The organism is Streptomyces sp. GC420 (genome assembly GCF_009916105.1).
Taxonomy (GTDB): Bacteria; Actinomycetota; Actinomycetes; order Streptomycetales; family Streptomycetaceae; genus Streptomyces.
This window is the reverse complement of record NZ_JAAAXQ010000007.1, coordinates 1-17643: the sequence shown is the minus strand read 5'-3', so window position 1 is coordinate 17643 and position 17643 is coordinate 1. Positions and strand designations below refer to the sequence as shown.

13 protein-coding genes and 1 pseudogene are annotated in these 17643 nt (G+C 69.4%); 5 read left to right on the top strand and 9 right to left on the bottom strand.

Annotation, left to right across the window (positions count from 1 at the left end; all coding sequences use genetic code 11):
• Positions 1–170: 170 nt before the first annotated feature.
• Positions 171–5228: a DUF3320 domain-containing protein gene (locus tag GUY61_RS01945; RefSeq protein WP_243766104.1), complete on the bottom strand. Its 5058-nt coding sequence runs from the start codon at positions 5226–5228 to the stop codon at positions 171–173.
• Positions 5229–5586: 358 nt separating this feature from the next.
• On the opposite strand from GUY61_RS01945, the gene GUY61_RS01940 reads away from it, so the two are divergent.
• Positions 5587–6114, top strand: a complete 528-nt coding sequence (locus GUY61_RS01940) for a hypothetical protein (RefSeq protein ID WP_166628270.1) — start codon at positions 5587–5589, stop codon at positions 6112–6114.
• Between the two features lie 174 nt (positions 6115–6288).
• On the opposite strand, the gene GUY61_RS01935 is transcribed toward GUY61_RS01940, so the two are convergent.
• Both GUY61_RS01935 and GUY61_RS41070 read right to left on the bottom strand, forming a co-directional pair.
• Positions 6289–7335, bottom strand: coding sequence for a glycosyltransferase family 4 protein (locus tag GUY61_RS01935; protein WP_166628269.1), 1047 nt, complete (start codon positions 7333–7335; stop codon positions 6289–6291).
• Between the two features lie 32 nt (positions 7336–7367).
• Positions 7368–7853 carry an NUDIX hydrolase gene (locus GUY61_RS41070; RefSeq protein ID WP_166628268.1) on the bottom strand — a complete coding sequence of 162 codons (486 nt, stop codon included), beginning with the start codon at positions 7851–7853 and terminating at the stop codon, positions 7368–7370.
• A gap of 75 nt (positions 7854–7928) precedes the next feature.
• Between GUY61_RS41070 and GUY61_RS01925 the strand changes: the two genes are divergently transcribed.
• Entirely contained in the window at positions 7929–8555 is a 627-nt protein-coding gene (locus tag GUY61_RS01925; protein ID WP_166628267.1) for a hypothetical protein, read from the top strand.
• A gap of 2 nt (positions 8556–8557) precedes the next feature.
• Here the strand turns inward: GUY61_RS01925 and GUY61_RS01920 are convergent, their stop codons facing one another.
• Genes GUY61_RS01920 through GUY61_RS01900 form a run of 5 tightly spaced genes read right to left on the bottom strand, consistent with a single transcriptional unit; the run spans position 8558 to position 13315 of the window.
• A complete protein-coding gene (locus GUY61_RS01920) occupies positions 8558–9202 on the bottom strand; it encodes a hypothetical protein (RefSeq protein WP_166628266.1) in 645 nt (214 codons plus the stop codon).
• Positions 9162–10277, bottom strand: a complete 1116-nt coding sequence (locus tag GUY61_RS01915; protein ID WP_166628265.1) for a hypothetical protein — start codon at positions 10275–10277, stop codon at positions 9162–9164. Before GUY61_RS01915 ends, GUY61_RS01920 begins: the two co-directional genes overlap by 41 nt.
• On the bottom strand, positions 10277–11632 hold the full coding sequence (locus GUY61_RS01910; RefSeq protein ID WP_166628264.1) for a glycosyltransferase family 2 protein: 1356 nt from the start codon (positions 11630–11632) through the stop codon (positions 10277–10279). The genes GUY61_RS01915 and GUY61_RS01910 overlap by 1 nt, the downstream gene beginning before the upstream one ends.
• Positions 11629–12831 carry a GTP cyclohydrolase II gene (ribA, locus tag GUY61_RS01905; protein WP_166628263.1) on the bottom strand — a complete coding sequence of 401 codons (1203 nt, stop codon included), beginning with the start codon at positions 12829–12831 and terminating at the stop codon, positions 11629–11631. The genes GUY61_RS01910 and ribA overlap by 4 nt, the downstream gene beginning before the upstream one ends.
• 13 nt (positions 12832–12844) lie before the next feature.
• Positions 12845–13315 (bottom strand): ATP-binding protein, encoded by a 471-nt coding sequence (locus GUY61_RS01900; protein ID WP_166628262.1) that lies wholly within the window; start codon positions 13313–13315, stop codon positions 12845–12847.
• A 371-nt stretch (positions 13316–13686) separates the two neighbouring features.
• On the opposite strand from GUY61_RS01900, the gene GUY61_RS01895 reads away from it, so the two are divergent.
• Genes GUY61_RS01895 through GUY61_RS01885 form a run of 3 tightly spaced genes read left to right on the top strand, consistent with a single transcriptional unit; the run spans position 13687 to position 16677 of the window.
• Positions 13687–15036 (top strand): hypothetical protein, encoded by a 1350-nt coding sequence (locus GUY61_RS01895; protein WP_166628261.1) that lies wholly within the window; start codon positions 13687–13689, stop codon positions 15034–15036.
• A gap of 34 nt (positions 15037–15070) precedes the next feature.
• Entirely contained in the window at positions 15071–16180 is a 1110-nt protein-coding gene (locus tag GUY61_RS01890; protein ID WP_166628260.1) for a UDP-N-acetylmuramate dehydrogenase, read from the top strand.
• A gap of 23 nt (positions 16181–16203) precedes the next feature.
• Complete coding sequence (locus GUY61_RS01885) at positions 16204–16677, top strand: NUDIX hydrolase (protein ID WP_166628259.1); 474 nt, start codon at positions 16204–16206, stop codon at positions 16675–16677.
• Between the two features lie 131 nt (positions 16678–16808).
• On the opposite strand, the pseudogene GUY61_RS01880 reads toward GUY61_RS01885, so the two are convergent.
• A pseudogene (locus tag GUY61_RS01880) lies at positions 16809–17643 on the bottom strand (mobilization protein); the annotation flags it as partial.

Below are 17643 nucleotides of genomic sequence, written 5' to 3'. Positions count from 1 at the left end.
GATGCTCATCCCGTCGCGTACGAACTGCGCGCAGCACATGAAGCGTGAAGTCAGCTATCCCGACTCCACGCAACTTGGGCCAGGCCCTCGACTCTACGAAGCTCGGATCGGCCGCTCGGTGCGTCTTGCCTCACTTGCGATCCACTGCGATCGGGTCCGCTGCGGTTCCATCACTCGACCGCCGTGATGTGACCGTCCGCCTCCCTCAGCCTGCCTCGGCGGTGCAGCTCATCGATGTCGGAGTCCAGGAAGTTGCGGATGTCCCGGCCCATGCGACGCCAGCCGAAGAACTCGCCCGCGTGCCGGACCAGTTCGTCCCGCGACATGCCCGGGCATTCCGCGGCAAGTTCGTACAGCGCCAGCTGCCGCTCGGCCGGGGCGATGTGCGCGGCCTTGCGAGGGGTGTCGCCCTCTCCCGGAGCGCGAGCCTCCAAGTCCTCTCGGCCGGCCACGTCCAGGAACTGCCCGTCGACGGTGACCTTCCCCGAACGGACGAGACCGCGCACCACTTCCCGCACATTGTCGCGGATCCTGTTGCCCGCCCGGGCAACGCCCCACGCCTCCCTGGCGCGCTGTACCAAGAGCTCCTCGTGAATGGGTCCCTCGATCCCGATGATCCTGGTCAGGACGTTGCGCAGCGCGGGCCGGGCGTCCGGGGTGTGCAGTTCGTACGGTGAGGACACGGTCATCTCGCACGTCTCGTACATGGAGCTCCACGGCCGGTCGGGCTCGGTGTCGACAGGAACGCGCTCATGGTCCGGGGGCGCCAGTGTCGTAGGCGGCGCTCCGTCCCCCGGTCCCGGAGCACCAGGCCAGTCCGAAGCGCGAGAGAACGGAGCGGTCGGCCTCTTGCGTGAGGTCTCCTCCGCCTCATCCTCGGCGGCCACCGCCGGATCTACCGAGGTGGAGTCGGAGTCCGACATCGGTCCCCGCTCGACCGCCAGCTCGACCGCCTCACGCAATCTCAGCTCGGCGGCAGCCCGGCCGCGATACCAGTCGGTGCCCCAGATGCGGTGCAGCCGCCAGCCCAGCCCGGCCAGCACCTCCTCCCGCAGCCGGTCGCGATCCCGAGCCGTCCTTGACGAGTGGTACATCGCACCATCGCACTCGATACCGAGCGCGTAGGCACCGGGGAACTGCGGATGGCGCACGCCGATGTCGATACGGTATCCGGCGACGCCGACCTGCGGCTGCACGCGGTAGCCCCAGTCGCGTAGCACCTGCAGGACCGACTCCTCGAAAGGGCTGTCCGGTTCGGCATCAGCCTGTGTCACGTCCTGCGCGAGGACTGCCGGGCCGTTCTCGGCGTACTCCAGATACCGCTTCAGGTGCTGAACGCTCTCGTTGGCGCTGTCGGTCAGGCCGCTGCCCCGGAACGACGCGACGACCTCCATGCGGAAGCGCGCCCGGGTCACGGCGACGTTCAGGCGCCGCCAACCGCCACCCTTGTTGATGGGCCCGAAGTTTGTGCCGAATTTGCCGTGCTCGTCGGGGCCGTACCCGATCGACATGATCACGACGTCCCGCTCGTCGCCCTGGACGGACTCGAGGTTCTTGACGAAGAACCCGTTGAGCCGGTCCTCGGTGAAGCAGTGGTCCAGGTCGGGGCGGAGCAGCCGGGCCTGCTGGACAGCCTGGTCGATGGCCGCCGCCTGTGCCTGAGAGAGGGCGACGACGCCCAGAGTGCGGCCGGGGCGGGTGTCGAAGTGATGGATAACGCGCTGGGCGACGAACTCCGCCTCCACGCGGTTGTCGCGTCGGCCGCCGCGGTCGTACACGCCCTGTGCGTGGAAGAAGCCGACGCCGATGTCGTTGCCGTGGTCCAGCGCTCCTGGGAAGGTCACCATGGAGTTGCCGTAGAAGGACCTGTTACTGAACGTGATCAGGTTCTCGTGATGGCTGCGGTAGTGCCAGCGTAGGGACAGCTCGCGCAGGGCGCCCGCCTTGCATGCGTGCAGCAGCGACTCGAAGCTGTCCGGAACGTCCTCGTCGAACTGGTCGGAGTCGTCCTCGACGGCCGAGTCGAAGAAGGATGTGGGCGGCAGCTGCTTTTCGTCGCCGGCCACGATCAGAGAGTCTGCCCGGTATACGCAGTTGATCGCGTCGGCCGGGCGGACCTGTGATGCCTCGTCGAAGATCACTACGTCGAAGTGATAGTCCGCAGGCAGGAACTGGCTCACTGTCAGAGGGCTCATCATGAAGCACGGCTTGATCAGCCGGACGACTTCGCGGGTCCGGCTGAGCAGTTCCCGCACTGGCATGTGGCGTCGCTTCAGCTCCGCTTGCTTCTTGATCACCAAGGCCGCCCCGCCGCTGAATCGTCGCGGCCGGCGCTTGTTGCACGCTTCGATCACGGCGCCGCTCGCGGCAGCGACCAGTCGGCGGTCGGCCTCCCGGAAGTCGGCCACCCGGGCGTCCAGGTCTGCGGAGCGGGTGGTGATGAGACGGATGTCCGTGGCCAGGAGGTCGTCGGCCCAGCACTTCAGCACCGCATGCTCCACGACCGCAGGCAACTGTTCGGGCAGGACGCCTCGTTCGACGGCACGGGGGACGAGGTCATCGATACTGTGACGCGCCAGGACGTCCACTCCAGAGCGGTATGCCTGCCACTCCTCCGGGCCACGCGGGTCGGCCCGGAGTTCGTCTACGGCCTGCTGTGCCTGGTCGAAAGTACCGAACAGGGCGAAGGACAACTGAGCCTGGCGGGGCTCCTCGAAGAGATCGTGTAGCGCGGTCGAGGACTCCGACCAGCGAGCGGCCCGGCGCGTCGCCGTGTCGCACCAGCCGGCCAGCGCGCCGCGAATGCCACGGGCCAGCAACCCCGGCAGCGGGTCGGGCTCGGTGCCGTCGGCCAGGCGGGCAGTGAGCAGGTCCCGATGAGCCGTCCCGCGGGTGAGCTCCGCGATGCGGTCTGCAGCAGCCAGCGCCGCGTCCATGGCGGGCAGTCCGCTTTCGTCTCGGGGGACGTAGCCGCCCAGTGCCTCCTTGTGGCGTGCCGCCAACCGAGCGAACTCAGCCGCAGTGTTCTGCCAGGCCAGGGCGTCGTTGAGGCGGTGGGGCAGTGTCTTGTCCCAGGCGCCATCGCGCGTGAGCGCGGCCACCGCCGCGCGATCCTCCCGATACTGGCCGGACAGACGCGCGAACACACCTCGATGCTGTCCAGTGAACCTCTCGACCAGGGCGGGCAACTCTTCAGCTTCCAGCACCTGCTCACCGAAGACGTCTCCGGCTGCAGCGCGGGCGGCTGCGCGGACTGCAAGCGCGTCCCGCAGCTCCTGAGCCGCCCGATGTGCCTCGCGCAGCCCTTCCTCGTCGAACCATCGCGCAGGCGGCCGTTTCGCCGCGGAGGCCAGATCGGCGAGTTCCAGTAGGCCGAACGCTTCCTGGGAGGTTTCGGGCTTGGGCAGTCCGAACAGCTCGGCCAGCTGGGCGAGGCTTCCGGAGAAGTCGTCCGACAGTCCGCCGCCGACCGTGCCAGCCGTGGCTGGGTCCCGGTCGGGCAGGCCCGCTTCCAGAGTCCGTACGGTCTGCCGTACGTCGTGCACAGTACGCGGTTCGGGAGTCGTGACCGCAAACGGGCGACGCTCGGCAGCCGCGCGCAGGTCCGCGAGGGCGTCGGTGGCCTCCGCGAGGACTGTGGTGGGGACGGAGGCCCCCTTCAGCTTCAGCCCGCGCCAGACGAACGCTTCACCCTCCGCTGCCGGGCGCCAGGCCCGGCTGACGGTGCCGGCCGCTTCCATGAGCGCCTGCATCTCCCCGGCGCCAAGCCGCCGGACCGTGGCGGTCCTCCTTGCGCCGAGGGTGAGCTGCGGGGTGTCGGCCTGCTCCAGGAGGACCAGGCTGCCCAGGACGTCGTGGAGGGTACGGCCGAGCGGTTCACGGGTCTGGTTCATGGCCGCCGCGTAGGCCGACAGTTCCTCGCGCAGCCGGCGCGCCCGGTCCAGTTCGTGCTCGGCCGCTCCGGTGATCCGCACCTCAGTGGTCAGCACCCGTTCGAGCTCCGTCGCCACAGCTTTCTTGCTGGTGTCGCCGCTGTGCAGGGCCATCACGAAGTCCCCGAGGCCGACGCCTCGCAGTCTGTTGCGGACCACGTCGAGCGCTGCGGCCTTCTCACTGACGAAGAGGACGGACCGGCCGGCGTGCATGAGTGCGGCGATCATGTTGGTGATCGTCTGACTCTTGCCCGTACCGGGCGGGCCGCTCATCACGAAGGAACGGCCGTCCAGCGCGGCCGCGATGCACTGCCGCTGTGAGGAATCCGCGTCCAGCGCGAGTGGGGTCCGCTCAGGCAGCTGGATCTCGTCGATACGGTCGAGCTCAGGCGGCTCGAAGCCGATCAGATCGTCGGGCAGCCCCGCGTCGGGTCCGAGGCCGACGGCTCGGACCAGCGGATGAGCGAGGATGCGCTCCTCGTTCTGCTGGAGGTCCTGGTACATGGCCTCCTTGTGCGAGGCGAAGAGGCCGAGCACCACGCGCTCGTCAACCGACCAGCCGTCCTGCGCACGCGCGACCTCCCGGGCGGCAGCGAGAACCGCGCTCGGATCGGCCACGTCGCAGTCGGCGACCGAGCTCCAGTCGACGCCGAGCCGTTCCAGCTTGACCGCGAGCGCGGGGTTGTGGATCCGGTCCTGGTCCTCCGCCAGGTGCAGACGCGTCTGCCGTCGCCCGTCTCGGCGAAGCTCCACAGGTACGAGCAGCAGCGGAGCGGAACTCGTCTCCTCGGCGCCCTCCTCCCGCCAGTCCAGCATGCCGACGCCTAGCCAGAGCACCCACAGGCCGTAGTCGTTGTACATCTGTCCCGACTTCTGGCGCAGTTGGTAGAGCGACGCGTCAAGACCAGCCTGGGTGTTCTTCTGAGTCACCAGGCCGGAGGCGCGATGGGAGTCGCCGACCGTGGAGGTGGAGTCGTACTCGTAGAACACGCCGCTGCCCCGAGCCAGCCCCTCTCCGTCCACGCCGTTGTCGACGGACTCGTCGCCCGTGACGGGAGTGAAGGACCAACCGCGACCGAGCCCGGCCAACACCGCAGAGGCGTCAGGGGCCGTGATCTCCAGGGTAGCGGTCCTCGTATGACGGAAGTTCAACAGACGGTTGCGCCCACCAAGGTCGAGCAGGGAACTGCGCCAGCTGTCCAGAACAGCTTTCAACCGGTCGAGGGCGGGGTCACTGCCGCCTGCAAAGCCACCGCTGCCACCACGCGCGGCTCCGGTCGTTCGCGAACTGGGCATAGAACGTACCTCCGGAACGGAAAACGCGCAGGAGGCATCGCACCTCGAAACCCCCCAAGTGCCTTAATTATTCAGTGCTGGCAGCCCGACACACCAGTCTCAGCACACGGCTGAGACTCACATCCACGGAGCATGCGCAGTTGGGCGCTAACCTTCGCTCGCCCCTACGCCCAGCGGTGAGACGCCATCACCAAGGCGCCGTGCCGGGCTGCATCGAGCAGCTGATCAACTGTCCCTCTGGTCACGGTCTCCGCGCTACGACGGAAGCACCCCCTGCACGAGTTCGTCGTCCGCAAGGAACGACACAGCAAGGGCATCACCTGGTAGCTCCACGAGGTGTGGGGGTAGCGCAAGGTCGTTGGCCAGATTCGGCTCTCGACAGCCCGCCCTCGCCTCCGTTGCGCGGTCTGCGAGGTTCACAGCACCCGGACAGGTCAACCTCGCGAGTACGGGCCTGCGCCTCGCCAAGCCTCAACCCAAGACGTGCGCCGACTGCGACCAGCCGGTTCACGAAGGTCAATGCTCCCTGAGTGCCGACGACACCATCGATAACAGCTCGACGCGCAAGCCAGGCAGTCCAGCTGTCGACACACCGAACGTACCCCGGCAGAGGGAGACCGATGGGCCGAGTCCAAACCAATCCTCAGAAAGGGAGAGGGTCAAGGACCGGCAGGTCGCCTTCTCGTTCACCAAGAACCTCCTGGCCAACGGCGACAGCGCCGACGGTTTCGCCGCACTCTTCCGGGCGTTCTACATGGCCTTAGACGAAAGGCAGATCAGCTATCTGCAGGGCACTCTCCAGTTGGTCATACAGGCCGATGAGGCCGAGCAGATCCGGCAGCGCCTGGAAGAACTCGGCATAAGCGGAACGTTCAAGGAGATCTGACGCGTTAGTCCGCATGCCGGTGACGGCATGCTTCGGTGTGCGGGCACGCCGGCCGACTACGAGCTGACATCACCTCGTCGGCCCTATCCGGCCAGGTCGGCGCGACGACAACGAATTCCCCAACCGGTGCCGGCGGTCCGTGGCCGGCCTCAATTCGGGCGCTGGGGGGCGGGTCTAGGCGCCGAGTAGATCTTCCCACGCTGCCGCGATGTGATCGGGAGCGAGATGATTGCTGCTGGAACGGCCGGCATGGCCCAGTGCGGTGCGGCGCGCGGGGTTGGTCAGCAGCTCGATCGCGGCGTCGGCGAAGGCGTTCTGGGTTTCCGGGCGGTTGATGTCGCCGTCGATGAGGATCCCTGTGTGGTTGTGGTGGACGCGTTCGGTGAGAGCGTCCATGGGGCTGGTGATGACAGGGGTGCCGGCGGCTGCGGATTCGGCAGCGGAGAGACAGAACATCTCGGGGAAGCGGCAGGGATACAGGGTGAGTGCGGCCTGTTGCTGGGTCTCGATGAGCTCGGCGCGTGGGCGGGCGCCGAGGAGGCGGACACCTTCGGGCAGGGGGCGACCGCCGAGGAGTTGGTGCCAGCGGTCGTCGGATTCGGCGTTGGTGAAGCCCCACAGCTGCCAGCCGCTGGTGACCCAGAGCTCGGCGTCGGGGACGGCGGCGCGGATCCGGGGCCAGAGAGCGAGGGCGGCGTCGAGGCCGCGGTTGGGCATGCTGGAGAAGAGGCAGATGGGGGCGCGGTCCGCGATGGGCTGGTTGTAGCGGCTGGTCTCGACGGGGAGCGGGATGAGGTGGACGGGAATGTCCACGGCGGCGATGTCGAGCCGCTGCCGCATGGCCTGAGAGGCGAGGACGACCCGGCCGCCGCGGTCGCGGAAGGTGTCGGCGAATGCGGCGGGGCCTCGGGTGCGGTCGTCGAGCATCCAGAACAGGTGGTGTCCGGCCTTGGAGCCGGCGGGCCAGAGGGCCTCGTCGAATCGGACGGCGACCGCGACGTCAGGGGCCGGTGCGGAGTCGAGTTCCCAGGCCATGCGCCAGGTCACGCCGTCGTATGTGCCGGGTCGGTAGCAGCAGTTGAAGACCTCGACGTGGTGGCCGCGGGCAGCAAGGGCTCGTGTGAGGAGGACCAGGGAGGCTTCGCAGCCGCCGAGGCCGGGGTTCTCGTAGTCGGCCGGGTAGAAGCTGGTGCGCTTGGGGTAGTGGAACTGCCATCGCATCGGGGCTCCCTGGATCCTCGGTGTGGGTGGTGTCAGTTGCGCCAGGTCTCCTCGCGGACCGCTGCCGGGTCGAGGCCCAGTCGGTAGGCGGCCTGGACGGCGGCGGCGGACTGGAGGAGTCCGTCGATGCCCCAGTCGAGCAGGGCCGGGGCCTTGTTGAGCGGGGCGATCAGCCGCCCGTACGTGCGGCCGGTGTCGGGGTCGGGCTCGCGTGGGAGGAAGTCCTTGATGCGGGCGGCCAGGCGGAGCTGCGCGTACGGTGGCAGGCCGTCCTCGGTGACTTCCTGGTAGCCGAGGTAGACCGGCTCACCGATGGTGATCTGGCTTTCCTCATGGCATTCGCGGGCGAGGACGGCCGGGGCGTCCTCGCCGTGTTCCGGTTTGCCGCCGGGCAGTCCGTACCGGCCCGCGTCCTCGCGTAGCAGCACGCGGCCGGTGTCGTCGAAGCAGAACCCGTACACCTGGCGAACGGGAATGCCGTCGGGAAGGGGCTCGGTGATCCAGCGGAAGGAGACCACTGCTTTCTCCTGGTGGTGGCTCGAATTGTCGGAAGGACTTGCCCGGGCACGGGGCGCGGGTGTGAAGTCCTGGGCATGCCTGTGGTGTTCTGCAAGCCCGATGCACTCTACGGACCGCACAGCACGGTCGACGGGCAGCGCGCTGCCGCTCTGCTGACGGCTCTGGCGGCTCGTTGCGCCGGTGACGGTCTGGAGGGCGTGGCGGAAGCCTGGCGCACGGGCGCGCAGAGGGCCGCCACCCAGATCGCTGAACGGGCAGGCACCGAACCGGCGTTCAGGGGGACATTGATCGCACCGGACGCTGCCGCAGTTCGGCTCCAGCAGGCGTCGCACGTGCTGGGGTCCGGACCGGTACCCACGCGGGATGTGCTGCGCGCGGCCGTGGAGGGACTGGGGTTCGAGCTGGAAGCCGAGCGGCGAGTGGTGCTCGGTGAGCGGGGCGTGGAAGCGGTGTACGCCGGCACGACCACCACGGTGGAGTTCGAGGATGTCCGTAAGGACCTCGTGGACTACCTCGCCGCGGATTCCGTGGAGGTGTGGCTGCTGTCCGACCGCCAGGAGGAGTGCGCCCTGCAGTGGTGGAAGACGTACGTCCGGCACATGCTGCTCGACCGGAGGCCCGGCGAGTACCTGCTGCGGAACCTGGTGCACGTGTGCGACGGGGCGGATGCGGACTATCTGCGGGGCAGGGTGCGCGGCTGAGGTCACCTGTCGGCTCCCCAGCAGGTCATGGCGTGCTGGGCAATGCGCTCGGCGAGCTCGGTGGGGTCCGCTGTGGTGCTGTCCAGACGGAGTATGCGCGGGACGTGGGTGGAGATGAGGCGGTCGAGGGTGTCGTGCCAGGCCGTGAAGGCGTCGGGCGAGGGGCCGAGGAACCGACGTTCTTCGACCTTGGTGGTGCGGCCCGTAGCGATATCGGCCCGGTGCCGGTTCAGGCGAGTGGCGAAGTCGGTGGCCAGCAGGGTGGCGCCGGCGTACCGAACGTGCATCGCGCGCGTGCGGCGGTAACCGTGGGCCATCCGCCGGTCGTTCTCGATCTCGGCGCGTGCCCAGGCCCGGAAGTGGGTGCTGACCTTGAGGGCCGGGAAAGGGCGGGGGCGATGGAGCAGGCCGTCGAGCACGGGTTCCGCCACGTAGAGACCCCGACGGAATACGTCGGTCGGGGTGCCTCTATGGACGGCGGTGGTGACGTTGGCGAGTCGGGCGTCGAGGCGGCCGAGGCGGCCTCCGAGGAGAGGTCCGATCACCATGCCCGCCTCCAGCCCTTCGACCCGCAGGCGCTGTTGGACCAGCGTGGCGATTGTCTTCTTACCGGAGCAGTCCAGCCCCTCCAGCGCGTACGGTCGCATCCAGGTCTCCCTTCAGATCCAGGGGGATGGTGGTGCCCTCGGTCACGGAAGCGCTGATCAGGGCTTCGGCTGCCGCGTGGGCGTTCGTGGAGCAGGCGGCCAGTTCGATCAGGTGGAGCGGGTAGCGGCCGACGTCGTCGTGGGGCAGGTCGGCGTAGTGCCAGGAGTCCTCGTCGTCCGGGCAACATGGGATGCGGGCCGTGTCCGGGGCAGAGAGCAGGGCGCTGAGTGTGCCGAATGCACCGTAGGTATTGCCGAAGTGACGCACTGGGGTGCCGGCCAGATGAAGGGACACCTCGGCGATGGCTGACAGGCGGGAGCTGGGGATCAGCCGACCGCTGCCGAGCAGGGTGATCAGTTCCCCCTCGGCGAGTGGGACAGGTCGGCCGGGGGCGCGCGTGTCTGTGGTTGTGGGCAGCGGCGACAGATCGAGGCTCCGGCTGGCTGCGTGCAGCCGGATGCGCAGGGGGACGCCCTGGGGGCTGGTGGTGACGGCGAGCAGGGGCCACATGGGTCTCCGCTCGCACTCGGCCCAGCGCGCGAGCGTGGGGAGCAGGCCGCCAGGGAGCCGAGTGAGCGCGTCGGCGATCGTGCGCCTGACGGGTGACCGGGTCAGGCTGGTGAGGGCGAGCCGGGGCAGAGAGGGGACGAGCTCGCGGTGGAGAGCGTCGGCGGTCTGCCACAGCGCCTCGCCGATGGTGAGACGGCCACCCGCGTCGGCGCACCGGTGGGCGAAGTCGTCACGCAGCCGTGCCAGGGCACCGCGTTCCCGCACGGTCGTATGGGGATGCCTTAGCGCCGCCTCGTAGATGCCGGTGATGTCGCTTACGGCGCCGGGGTCGGCGGCGGGAAGCCACCAAGGGGCGAACGTGCTGTTCCCGGGCAGTTCCATGACGTGGAGGCGGCCGTCGCGGATGCGTGGCAGGCGGATGGTGGTGCCGCCTCGGTGACGGGGGAACTCGTTCAGAATGCCGTCCGTGTGACCGAGCACAGCGAGGTGGCGGTGGTGGTGCACGGGCATACGGGCGGAGGGGTTGACCGTGGGGTGCCAGGCGTCGGTGAAGTCGAAGGACATCAGCAGATCGCCACCGGGGGCTTGGGCCCTTGCCAGGGCAGTGCGGCGTGCTCGTTCAGCCGGCGGGCGTAGCGGTCGAGGTTGGCGGCCAGCTCTGCGTCCCGCCGGGCGGCGCTGCCCGAGCGGGGTGGGTGCTCGCGGTGGAACACTCCGGTGGACAGGACCGGTACGACGTACGAGCCGCGGGCGATGGCTTTGGCGGCGAAGCAGACGTCCTCGGGGCCCCAGCCGGTGAAGTCGGGCGGGAAGCCGATGGACCGGGCGGTGTCGGCAGGCAGGGCCAGGTTGTTGCCCTTCACCATGAAAGGCAGGTCGATCGGCCCCAGCAGTCGGCCGTGACCGAAGTCCCGGAAGGCGTGCGTTTGCACCAGCGGGTGCACGGTGACGGGCTCGGTTACGGACACCAGGCCCAGCCGTCCGGGCGTGTAATGGGCGATGACACGGGAGTCCCGGCTGCCGTCCGGGGCCCGGTCGGGGACCGGCAGGTGCGTGGGGACGTGCTCGCGCAGCGAGACGGTGATCAGGTTGGAGGCGAGCAGGTGCCGGGCGATGTGCTCGGTCAGGTAGTCCGGCGCGAGGTGGGTGTCCGCGTCACAGAAGACGATCAGGCCGTAACGGCTGCAGGTCATGCCATGGTTGCGGGCGCCTCCGCAGTGGAGTTGGGTCTCGGAGCGGACCAGACGGATCTGCTGAGGCAGCTTCCGTGGAAGGCTCAGTGGCGGATCGCTGGCATCGTCGACGACGACCGCCTCCCAAGGAGTGCGAGGCGGAAGGAGGGACGCGGACTCGGCGAGCGCGTGCAGGACTCCCGGGAGTACGTCGTGCACTCCGCGGGCCGGGATCACCACGCTGACGCCTGCCTTCCAGGGCAGGGGCGCGGCATGGGAGCTGTCCATCGGGCCGAGGCCGACGGCGCGGGCCGCGAGATCGAGTGCCCAGTAGTCGTTGCTGCGGGCTGCCAGGGCCTCGCTCGTGCGGGCCCCCAGGGTGCCGACGGGCTTGACGTCCGGCCAGCCGAGCCATCCGGTCACCGTCCAGGCGTGCGGAACCTCGGCCTCGGCCAGTACAGCGAGGATGCGCCTCCTGCCCCGCTCCGCCAGGAGCAGCCGGACGGAGCTGCCGGCCGTCGGAGCCTCGGCGAGCATGCCGAGAACCTGCCGCCCAGGTACGTGGCGCCAGGTGTCACCGTGGCCGATCCAGCTCGGCCGCCCGGGCGAGGCGAGGCGCACCAGACCGGTGCGTAACGGGACCTCGACCAGAACTTCGAGGGGAACATGGCCGCAGCCGGCCCACAGCGCGGCCACCTCGCCGCGGTCGGCCACCAGGTGGAACGGGAACCTCTGGCACTCGGTCACGACGCGTGCTCCACGTCCGACGAGTCCACCGGCTCGGGCAGTCCCGGCAGGTCATGGCCCATGCGGTCCCGCTTGGTCCGCAGGTAGTCCAGGCTGTGGCGATTGGCCTCCACGAGCAGCGGCAGCCGTTCAGCCACGTCGACGCCGAGCGCGGTGAGGGCCTCGACCTTGTCCGGGTTGTTGGACAGCAGTCGCACCGATCGCACGCCGAGATCCGCCAGCATCTGGGCGGCGACCCGGTAGTCGCGGGCGTCCGCAGGCAGCCCCATGGAGGCGTTGGCGTCCACCGTGTCGAACCCGGCGTCCTGGAGCGCGTACGCACGCAGCTTCGCCAGCAGCCCGATGCCGCGGCCCTCGTGGCCGCGCAAGTAGAGGATCACGCCAGCGCCCTCGGCGGCCACCGCGGCCATGGCCGCGTCCAGCTGCGGCCCGCAGTCGCAGCGCAGCGAGCCCAGGGCTTCACCGGTCAGGCACTCCGAATGCACCCGCACCAGCACCCGCTGGGCATCCCGGACCCGCCCGAGGGTCAGTGCCAGCTGCTCCCCGCCCTGCAGCACATTGCGGTACCCCCAGGCGGTGAAGACTCCGTGGCCGGTCGGGATGCGCGCCTGGGCGGCACAGCCGAGGCCGGCAGCACCGTCCCCGGCAGGTGGCGGAACCTTGAGGTCCGAACGCGCGGTCGGCTCCTGCTCGCGTCGGGCTTGTTCGCGTACGGCCATCAGGATCAGCCCCATGGTGTTCTGGCCGCGGCCCGCGCACACGCCCCAGAACTCGTCTCCCCAGTCGTTGCCTTCGACCAGTTCGGCAGAGCCGGTGGCGAGAAGCTTGCCGCGCAGGGCGGGATCCTGGAACTTCTGCTCGACAAGGGAACGCATCACGACCACCTTGGCCTCCTCCCAGTCCCCGCGGTCGGCGTAATGGCGGCCCAAGCGCTTGGCCTCGTCGGGGTCCGGCTCCCCGGCGATGCGCGCCCGGGCGGCCCCGTCGAAGGTCTTGGCGGCCTGGTAGGCGTGCTCGACGGTGGGATACGGCAGTCCGTCGAGCTGGACCGTCGCGGCCGAGTAGTTCGACAGGAACTCCCAGGGCCCGGAGAACCGGTCGATGACGCGAGGCGGCGTGGGCCTCCGTCGTGCCGCAGTCATGGCTTCTTCGGTGCCGGACATGGCACCCTCCTCGGGACTGTGCTCAGTCGTGGCCATTGGTGGTCCTTCCTCAGTGCCTCTCGGCATCAGGGCTGGTGTGGGAGCCGTCGGCTACCGGTACGGTGATCAGCGCCCAGGTGCTCTTCGTGCCGTCCGCCTGTGACATCCAGCCCCAGTCGTCAGCCAGCGAGTCGACCAGGCCAAGGCCGCGTCCGGACTCGGCCATATCGGCCGGTTCGTGCCGCAGAACAGGGGCGTCGGCCGAACCGTCCTGAACCTCGATCAGAAGAAGCCCTTCGTCCCGGGTGGCCGTGAAGCCGATACCGGCGTGCGGCGCGTGCTGAACGGCGTTGGTGACAAGCTCGCTGACCAGCAACAGCGCGTTGTCGACGACGTCAGTGAGACCCCATTCCACGAGGGTCTTCTCCATCTCCTGCCGCACTCGCCGCAGCTCCTGGGGCTCGGGGGACACCGCTATGGCCAGTCGGGCTATGGGAGTGAGGCTCGGGCGACTGCGGGGACTGGGAGTCGTGGTCGGCATTCCGGCCTCCTCCGCCCGCCTGCCACATGCCTGGGCATCGGTGCACGGGCGTGGTGCGACGACCGGCAGAACGGACGACGGCAGTGACGGGTACGTCCTTGGCCCGCGGCCCCTTGGGGTGCCGGCTCTCAGGATCAGGCTCATGGTCACCTGCCCTTCTGCTCGGTCGGTGGGTGTCATGGCCGCACGCTGATGCATGGGTGAGTCCACCTCACCGGCAATGACGGGCCGTCGGAAGGGAATACCGTGGTCAGCAACGTTCGCAGGGTGGTCAGAATGGTCAGCTTCCGGTGAATCCCCGTACCCAGCTGTGGGGTTCATGCCAGGCTGGGTATCCGGACGAAAGCGAGGAAGACGAACGGGGCTGCGCTATGGGCGAGATGCCATTGCTCGGCGAGTACCTGAGCCGACTGGACTGGTCACCGGAGCGTCTGGCCCGTGAGATCAACCGAGTGTGCGGGCCTGGCACCATCAGCGCCAAGGCCCCCTACGGCTGGTTACGCGGCTCCTGCCCTCGTGGCCGGCTGCCGCAGGTGGTCGCGACCATCCTCACCCGACGTCTCAACGAGCCGATCACGGCGGAGGAGCTGTGGCCGAAGAAGTTCTCCTCTCGCACCGTGATCCTCGCCGCCGACGACGGGCTGGACCTTCCCTGGACTCAGGAAGGGACTCTCCGTTCCGCCGCCATGCTCATCCCGCCGACGGAGTCACGCTCTCAGCCCGTGACGCTGCTGGGACTCAACGGTTCGGACTTGATCCGACCGGCCATCGACTGGCTCACGGCACTTGATGTGCCGACGGCAGGGAGCATGCGCGGGGCGCAACTCAATCCGGATGCGGTGAGAGTCCTCGCCGAGCGGGTCGGACAGCTGCGACGGCTGGACGACACGCAGGGCGGTCCGTTGGTGCTGGAGTGGGTAGTCCAGGACTTGCGGTGGGCCGCGAACCTGGTGCGCAGCGCCTCCTACGACGCCTCCACGGGGACCCTCCTGTTCCGGGCGCTCGCCGAGCTGGCTCAACTGGCCGGCTGGGTGGCGTGCGACTTGGGCCATGAAGCTCTCGGCCAGCGCTACTTCCTGGTGGGGCTCCGGGCCTCGCACGCCGCGGGCGACCGGCAACTCGGCGCGAACATCGTCTCGTGCCTCAGCTACCAGGCGTCCTGGAGCGGAAACCGGGAGGACGCCCTACGACTGATCAAACTGGCCCGCAAGGGCGCCGGGCACCCGCCGTCCGCTTCCGTACGGGCACTGCTTGCCACCCGGCAGGCCAGGGCGCACGCCCAGCTCGGACAACACGACCAATGTGAACAGGTGCTCGACGAAGCGGCCGGCCTGGGCGAGGCGATCACTACCGACAGCGAGCCTCCATGGGCCTACTGGGTGACCCCCGCCGTGCTCGCGGCCGACGCGGGACGCGCCTGGCTGGAACTGGGGCAGGCCGAGCGAGCAGAGGAGGACCTGCTCCGAGGGCTGCGGCTGTTCGGCGCCGCGCAGCCGCGCAATCGTCTGCTACACAACACCTCGCTGGCCGAGGCCCGGCTCGCGCGACGCGACGTCGACGGCGCCGCCGAAGCCACGCACGACGCCCTGGACCTGACGGCGTCCTTCGGCTCCGCCCGCGCCCGGAGCCGCCTCAGGGACCTGCGGGCGAAGTTCACACCCATCGCCGCGGCTGCGGCCCGAGAGATCTGCGACAGAATCGAAACGGTCCTGTCCGCCTGATACCTCCGCACCAAGCCCGTACCAAGGAGCGCTCATGCACGTCCGCGAACAGGTCCCCCTCGCCTCCCTGACGACCCTCGGCATCGGCGGACCTGCCGCGGTACTTCTCGAACTGACCGACCCGGCCGATCTGCCTGAGATCGCCGCCTTCGCTGCAGCGCATGGCACCCACCCCCTGGTCCTGGGCGGCGGCAGCAATGTCCTGGCCGCCGACAGCGGCTGTTCCGCCCCGGTCATCAAAATGGCCACCGAGGGAATCCGGTTCCAGCCGGATCCCGACAACGGCACCGTGCTCATGACCGTGGATGCCGGCCACTCCCTCCAAGACCTGGTGGACACTGCCATCGCCGAAGGACTCACCGGCATGGAGACCCTGACCGGCATCCCCGGCACGGTGGGCGCCACACCGGTGCAGAACGTCGGCGCCTACGGCCAGGAAGTCGCCGACACCCTAGTCTCCGTCGACGCATGGGACTGGGAGCAGGGCAGGGCGGTCTCACTGAGCGCCGAGCAGTGCCGTCTCGGACACCGGACGAGCATCTTCAAGCACTCCCACCGCTGGCTGCTGCTGCGAGTGGTCTTCCGAATGCGTCCCTCCACCCTGAGCACACCGATCACCTACCGCCAAGTCGCCGACGCCCTCGACGTCCCGCTGGGGACGCGTGTCCCACTCGCCGAGGCAGCGGCTGGAGTCCTCGCCGTCCGCCAGGGCAAGGGCATGGTGCTCATGCCGGGCGACCTCGACAACCGCAACGCCGGCAGCGTCTTCCTCAGCCCGGTCATCACCCCGCGGGCTGCCAAGCGGCTGCGAGCGCAGGATGCGCCCGTGCATGACTTCTCCGACGGCTCCACCCGGGTCAGTGCCAGCTGGCTGATCAAGGAAACCGGGTTCGCTCTCGGACAGTGGCTCGCCGAGGGCGTACGGCTGTCCACCAAGCAGTACACGCTGGTTGCGGATCAGGGAGCGACAGCCGCCGCTTTCGCGGCAGCGGCCGAAGCCGTCATGGACGCCGTCTACAAGACCACCAGCGTCCGGCTCACCCCGGAGCCGGACCTGTTCGGCGACGAACCCACGTACCGCCGTCTGACCGAACAGGGCCTGCCTCGGCTGCTGGAGCCGTCAGCGAACGCCCCACACGGGTGAACCGGCCCGCTACCGTGTCGCGCGTGACCACCACCGAAGCTTCCGAGCCCATCGCCCAGCCCCGAGTCGCAGCCGGAGCGCTCTTCTTCGACGAGGCCGGAGGAGTGCTGCTGGCCAAGCCGACCTACAAGCCGGGCTGGGAGATCCCCGGTGGCTACCTCCACCCCGGCGAAACCCCGCATGAGGGCACGGCCCGCGAGGTGAAGGAAGAGCTCGGCATCAGCCCTCCCATCGGCAGCCTCCTCGTCGCCGACTGGGCGCCACACCCCGCGGAGGGCGACAAGCTCCTCTTCATTTTCGACGGAGGCCAACTGCCCGAGGCCATCCGTGAACAGATCACCGTAGATGGAAGAGAGATCAGCGAGTACGCCTTCCATCACCCCGATGAGATCGACGCACTCCTCATCCCACGGCTCGCCCGCAGGGTGCATGCCGCACTCGACGCGAGAGCGGCCGGGCGCACCGCGTATCTCGAACACGGCCAACGCTTGGCCTAGCAGAGCCTCAAACCGGTGGGCCGTGGTGGCGGTGGCGTCGTCCTCCCCGCGGCCGTGGCGGCGCAAGTCCATGCGTGACCGCCGGAGAAAGTCTGCGTGCCGGTCTCGGAGGTGTGGCGGGGCCGGTCTCCTTACAGCCGTGGACGGTTGATCGGATTCGCGGTTGCCGGGGTCGCGGCGGGCTGTGTCGTGTGCGCCGCCCCGAGGCCAGTCCCATGTGCCCGTGTGGTGGTGTGTCGCCGGGCGGCTTCGGCGCGTGGGTTGGGTGCGGGGTTGCGGCTGGTGTGCTGGATGCGGGTGATCAGGACGCGGGCGGGTTGGCGGGCTGTGGTGAGTTCGCGCCTGGCGGCGGCTTCCTTGAGGAGCTGGTGGGGTGTGTGGCCGCCGGCTTCGGCGTCGGCGAGGACGGTGGCGAGAGCCGGCCAGGCGGGGTCGGTGAGGATGCGGTCGGCGTGGTCGGGGATGGCGGCGCGGACGTCGTGGGCGAGGGTGCGGCGGGCCTGGTCGTTCGGCTGACGGGCGGCGAGGTGGTCGAGGACGGGGGCGAGGGCTCGGTCGGCGGCGGCCTGGAGATGGTGGAGGGTCTGGCGGGCGGCTTCGGTCTGGTGGGCGTGGTTCTTCGCGTCGTGCCAGCGGGCGGCGACGATCGTGGCCCAGACGAGGGCGGTGAGCAGGGTGGCCAGCACGCTGCCGTCGGGGCCGGTGGCGGTGTGGGCGATGTCGCGGACCGCTTTGCGCAGGGTATGGGCGGCCTGGTTCTCGGCGCGGATCTGGGAGCGCTGAGCGCGGGCGAACGCCTTTGAGGCCGCTCGTAGTTCGCTCTGGAGGTGGGCGGGGGCTTTCTGGGCGGTGGCTTCGATGAGTTCGCCGAGCGCGGTGATGTGGGCCTGGGCGTGGGTGTCGTCGGCCATGCCGGTGTGGAGGGTGTCGAGGGCGTCGGTGGCCTGGTGCCAGGGGGTGGTGGGG

Bases quoted from the DNA above. Each gene is read 5' to 3' on its own strand.
- GUY61_RS01945 (WP_243766104.1), bottom strand. From the start codon at position 5,228: ATGCCCAGTTCGCGAACGACCGGAGCCGCGCGTGGTGGCAGCGGTGGC.
- GUY61_RS01935 (WP_166628269.1), bottom strand. From the start codon at position 7,335: ATGCGATGGCAGTTCCACTACCCCAAGCGCACCAGCTTCTACCCGGCC.
- GUY61_RS01925 (WP_166628267.1), top strand. From the start codon at position 7,929: ATGCCTGTGGTGTTCTGCAAGCCCGATGCACTCTACGGACCGCACAGC.
- GUY61_RS01920 (WP_166628266.1), bottom strand. From the start codon at position 9,202: ATGCGACCGTACGCGCTGGAGGGGCTGGACTGCTCCGGTAAGAAGACA.
- GUY61_RS01915 (WP_166628265.1), bottom strand. From the start codon at position 10,277: ATGTCCTTCGACTTCACCGACGCCTGGCACCCCACGGTCAACCCCTCC.
- ribA (WP_166628263.1), bottom strand. From the start codon at position 12,831: ATGGCCACGACTGAGCACAGTCCCGAGGAGGGTGCCATGTCCGGCACC.
- GUY61_RS01900 (WP_166628262.1), bottom strand. From the start codon at position 13,315: ATGCCGACCACGACTCCCAGTCCCCGCAGTCGCCCGAGCCTCACTCCC.
- GUY61_RS01895 (WP_166628261.1), top strand. From the start codon at position 13,687: ATGGGCGAGATGCCATTGCTCGGCGAGTACCTGAGCCGACTGGACTGG.
- GUY61_RS01890 (WP_166628260.1), top strand. From the start codon at position 15,071: ATGCACGTCCGCGAACAGGTCCCCCTCGCCTCCCTGACGACCCTCGGC.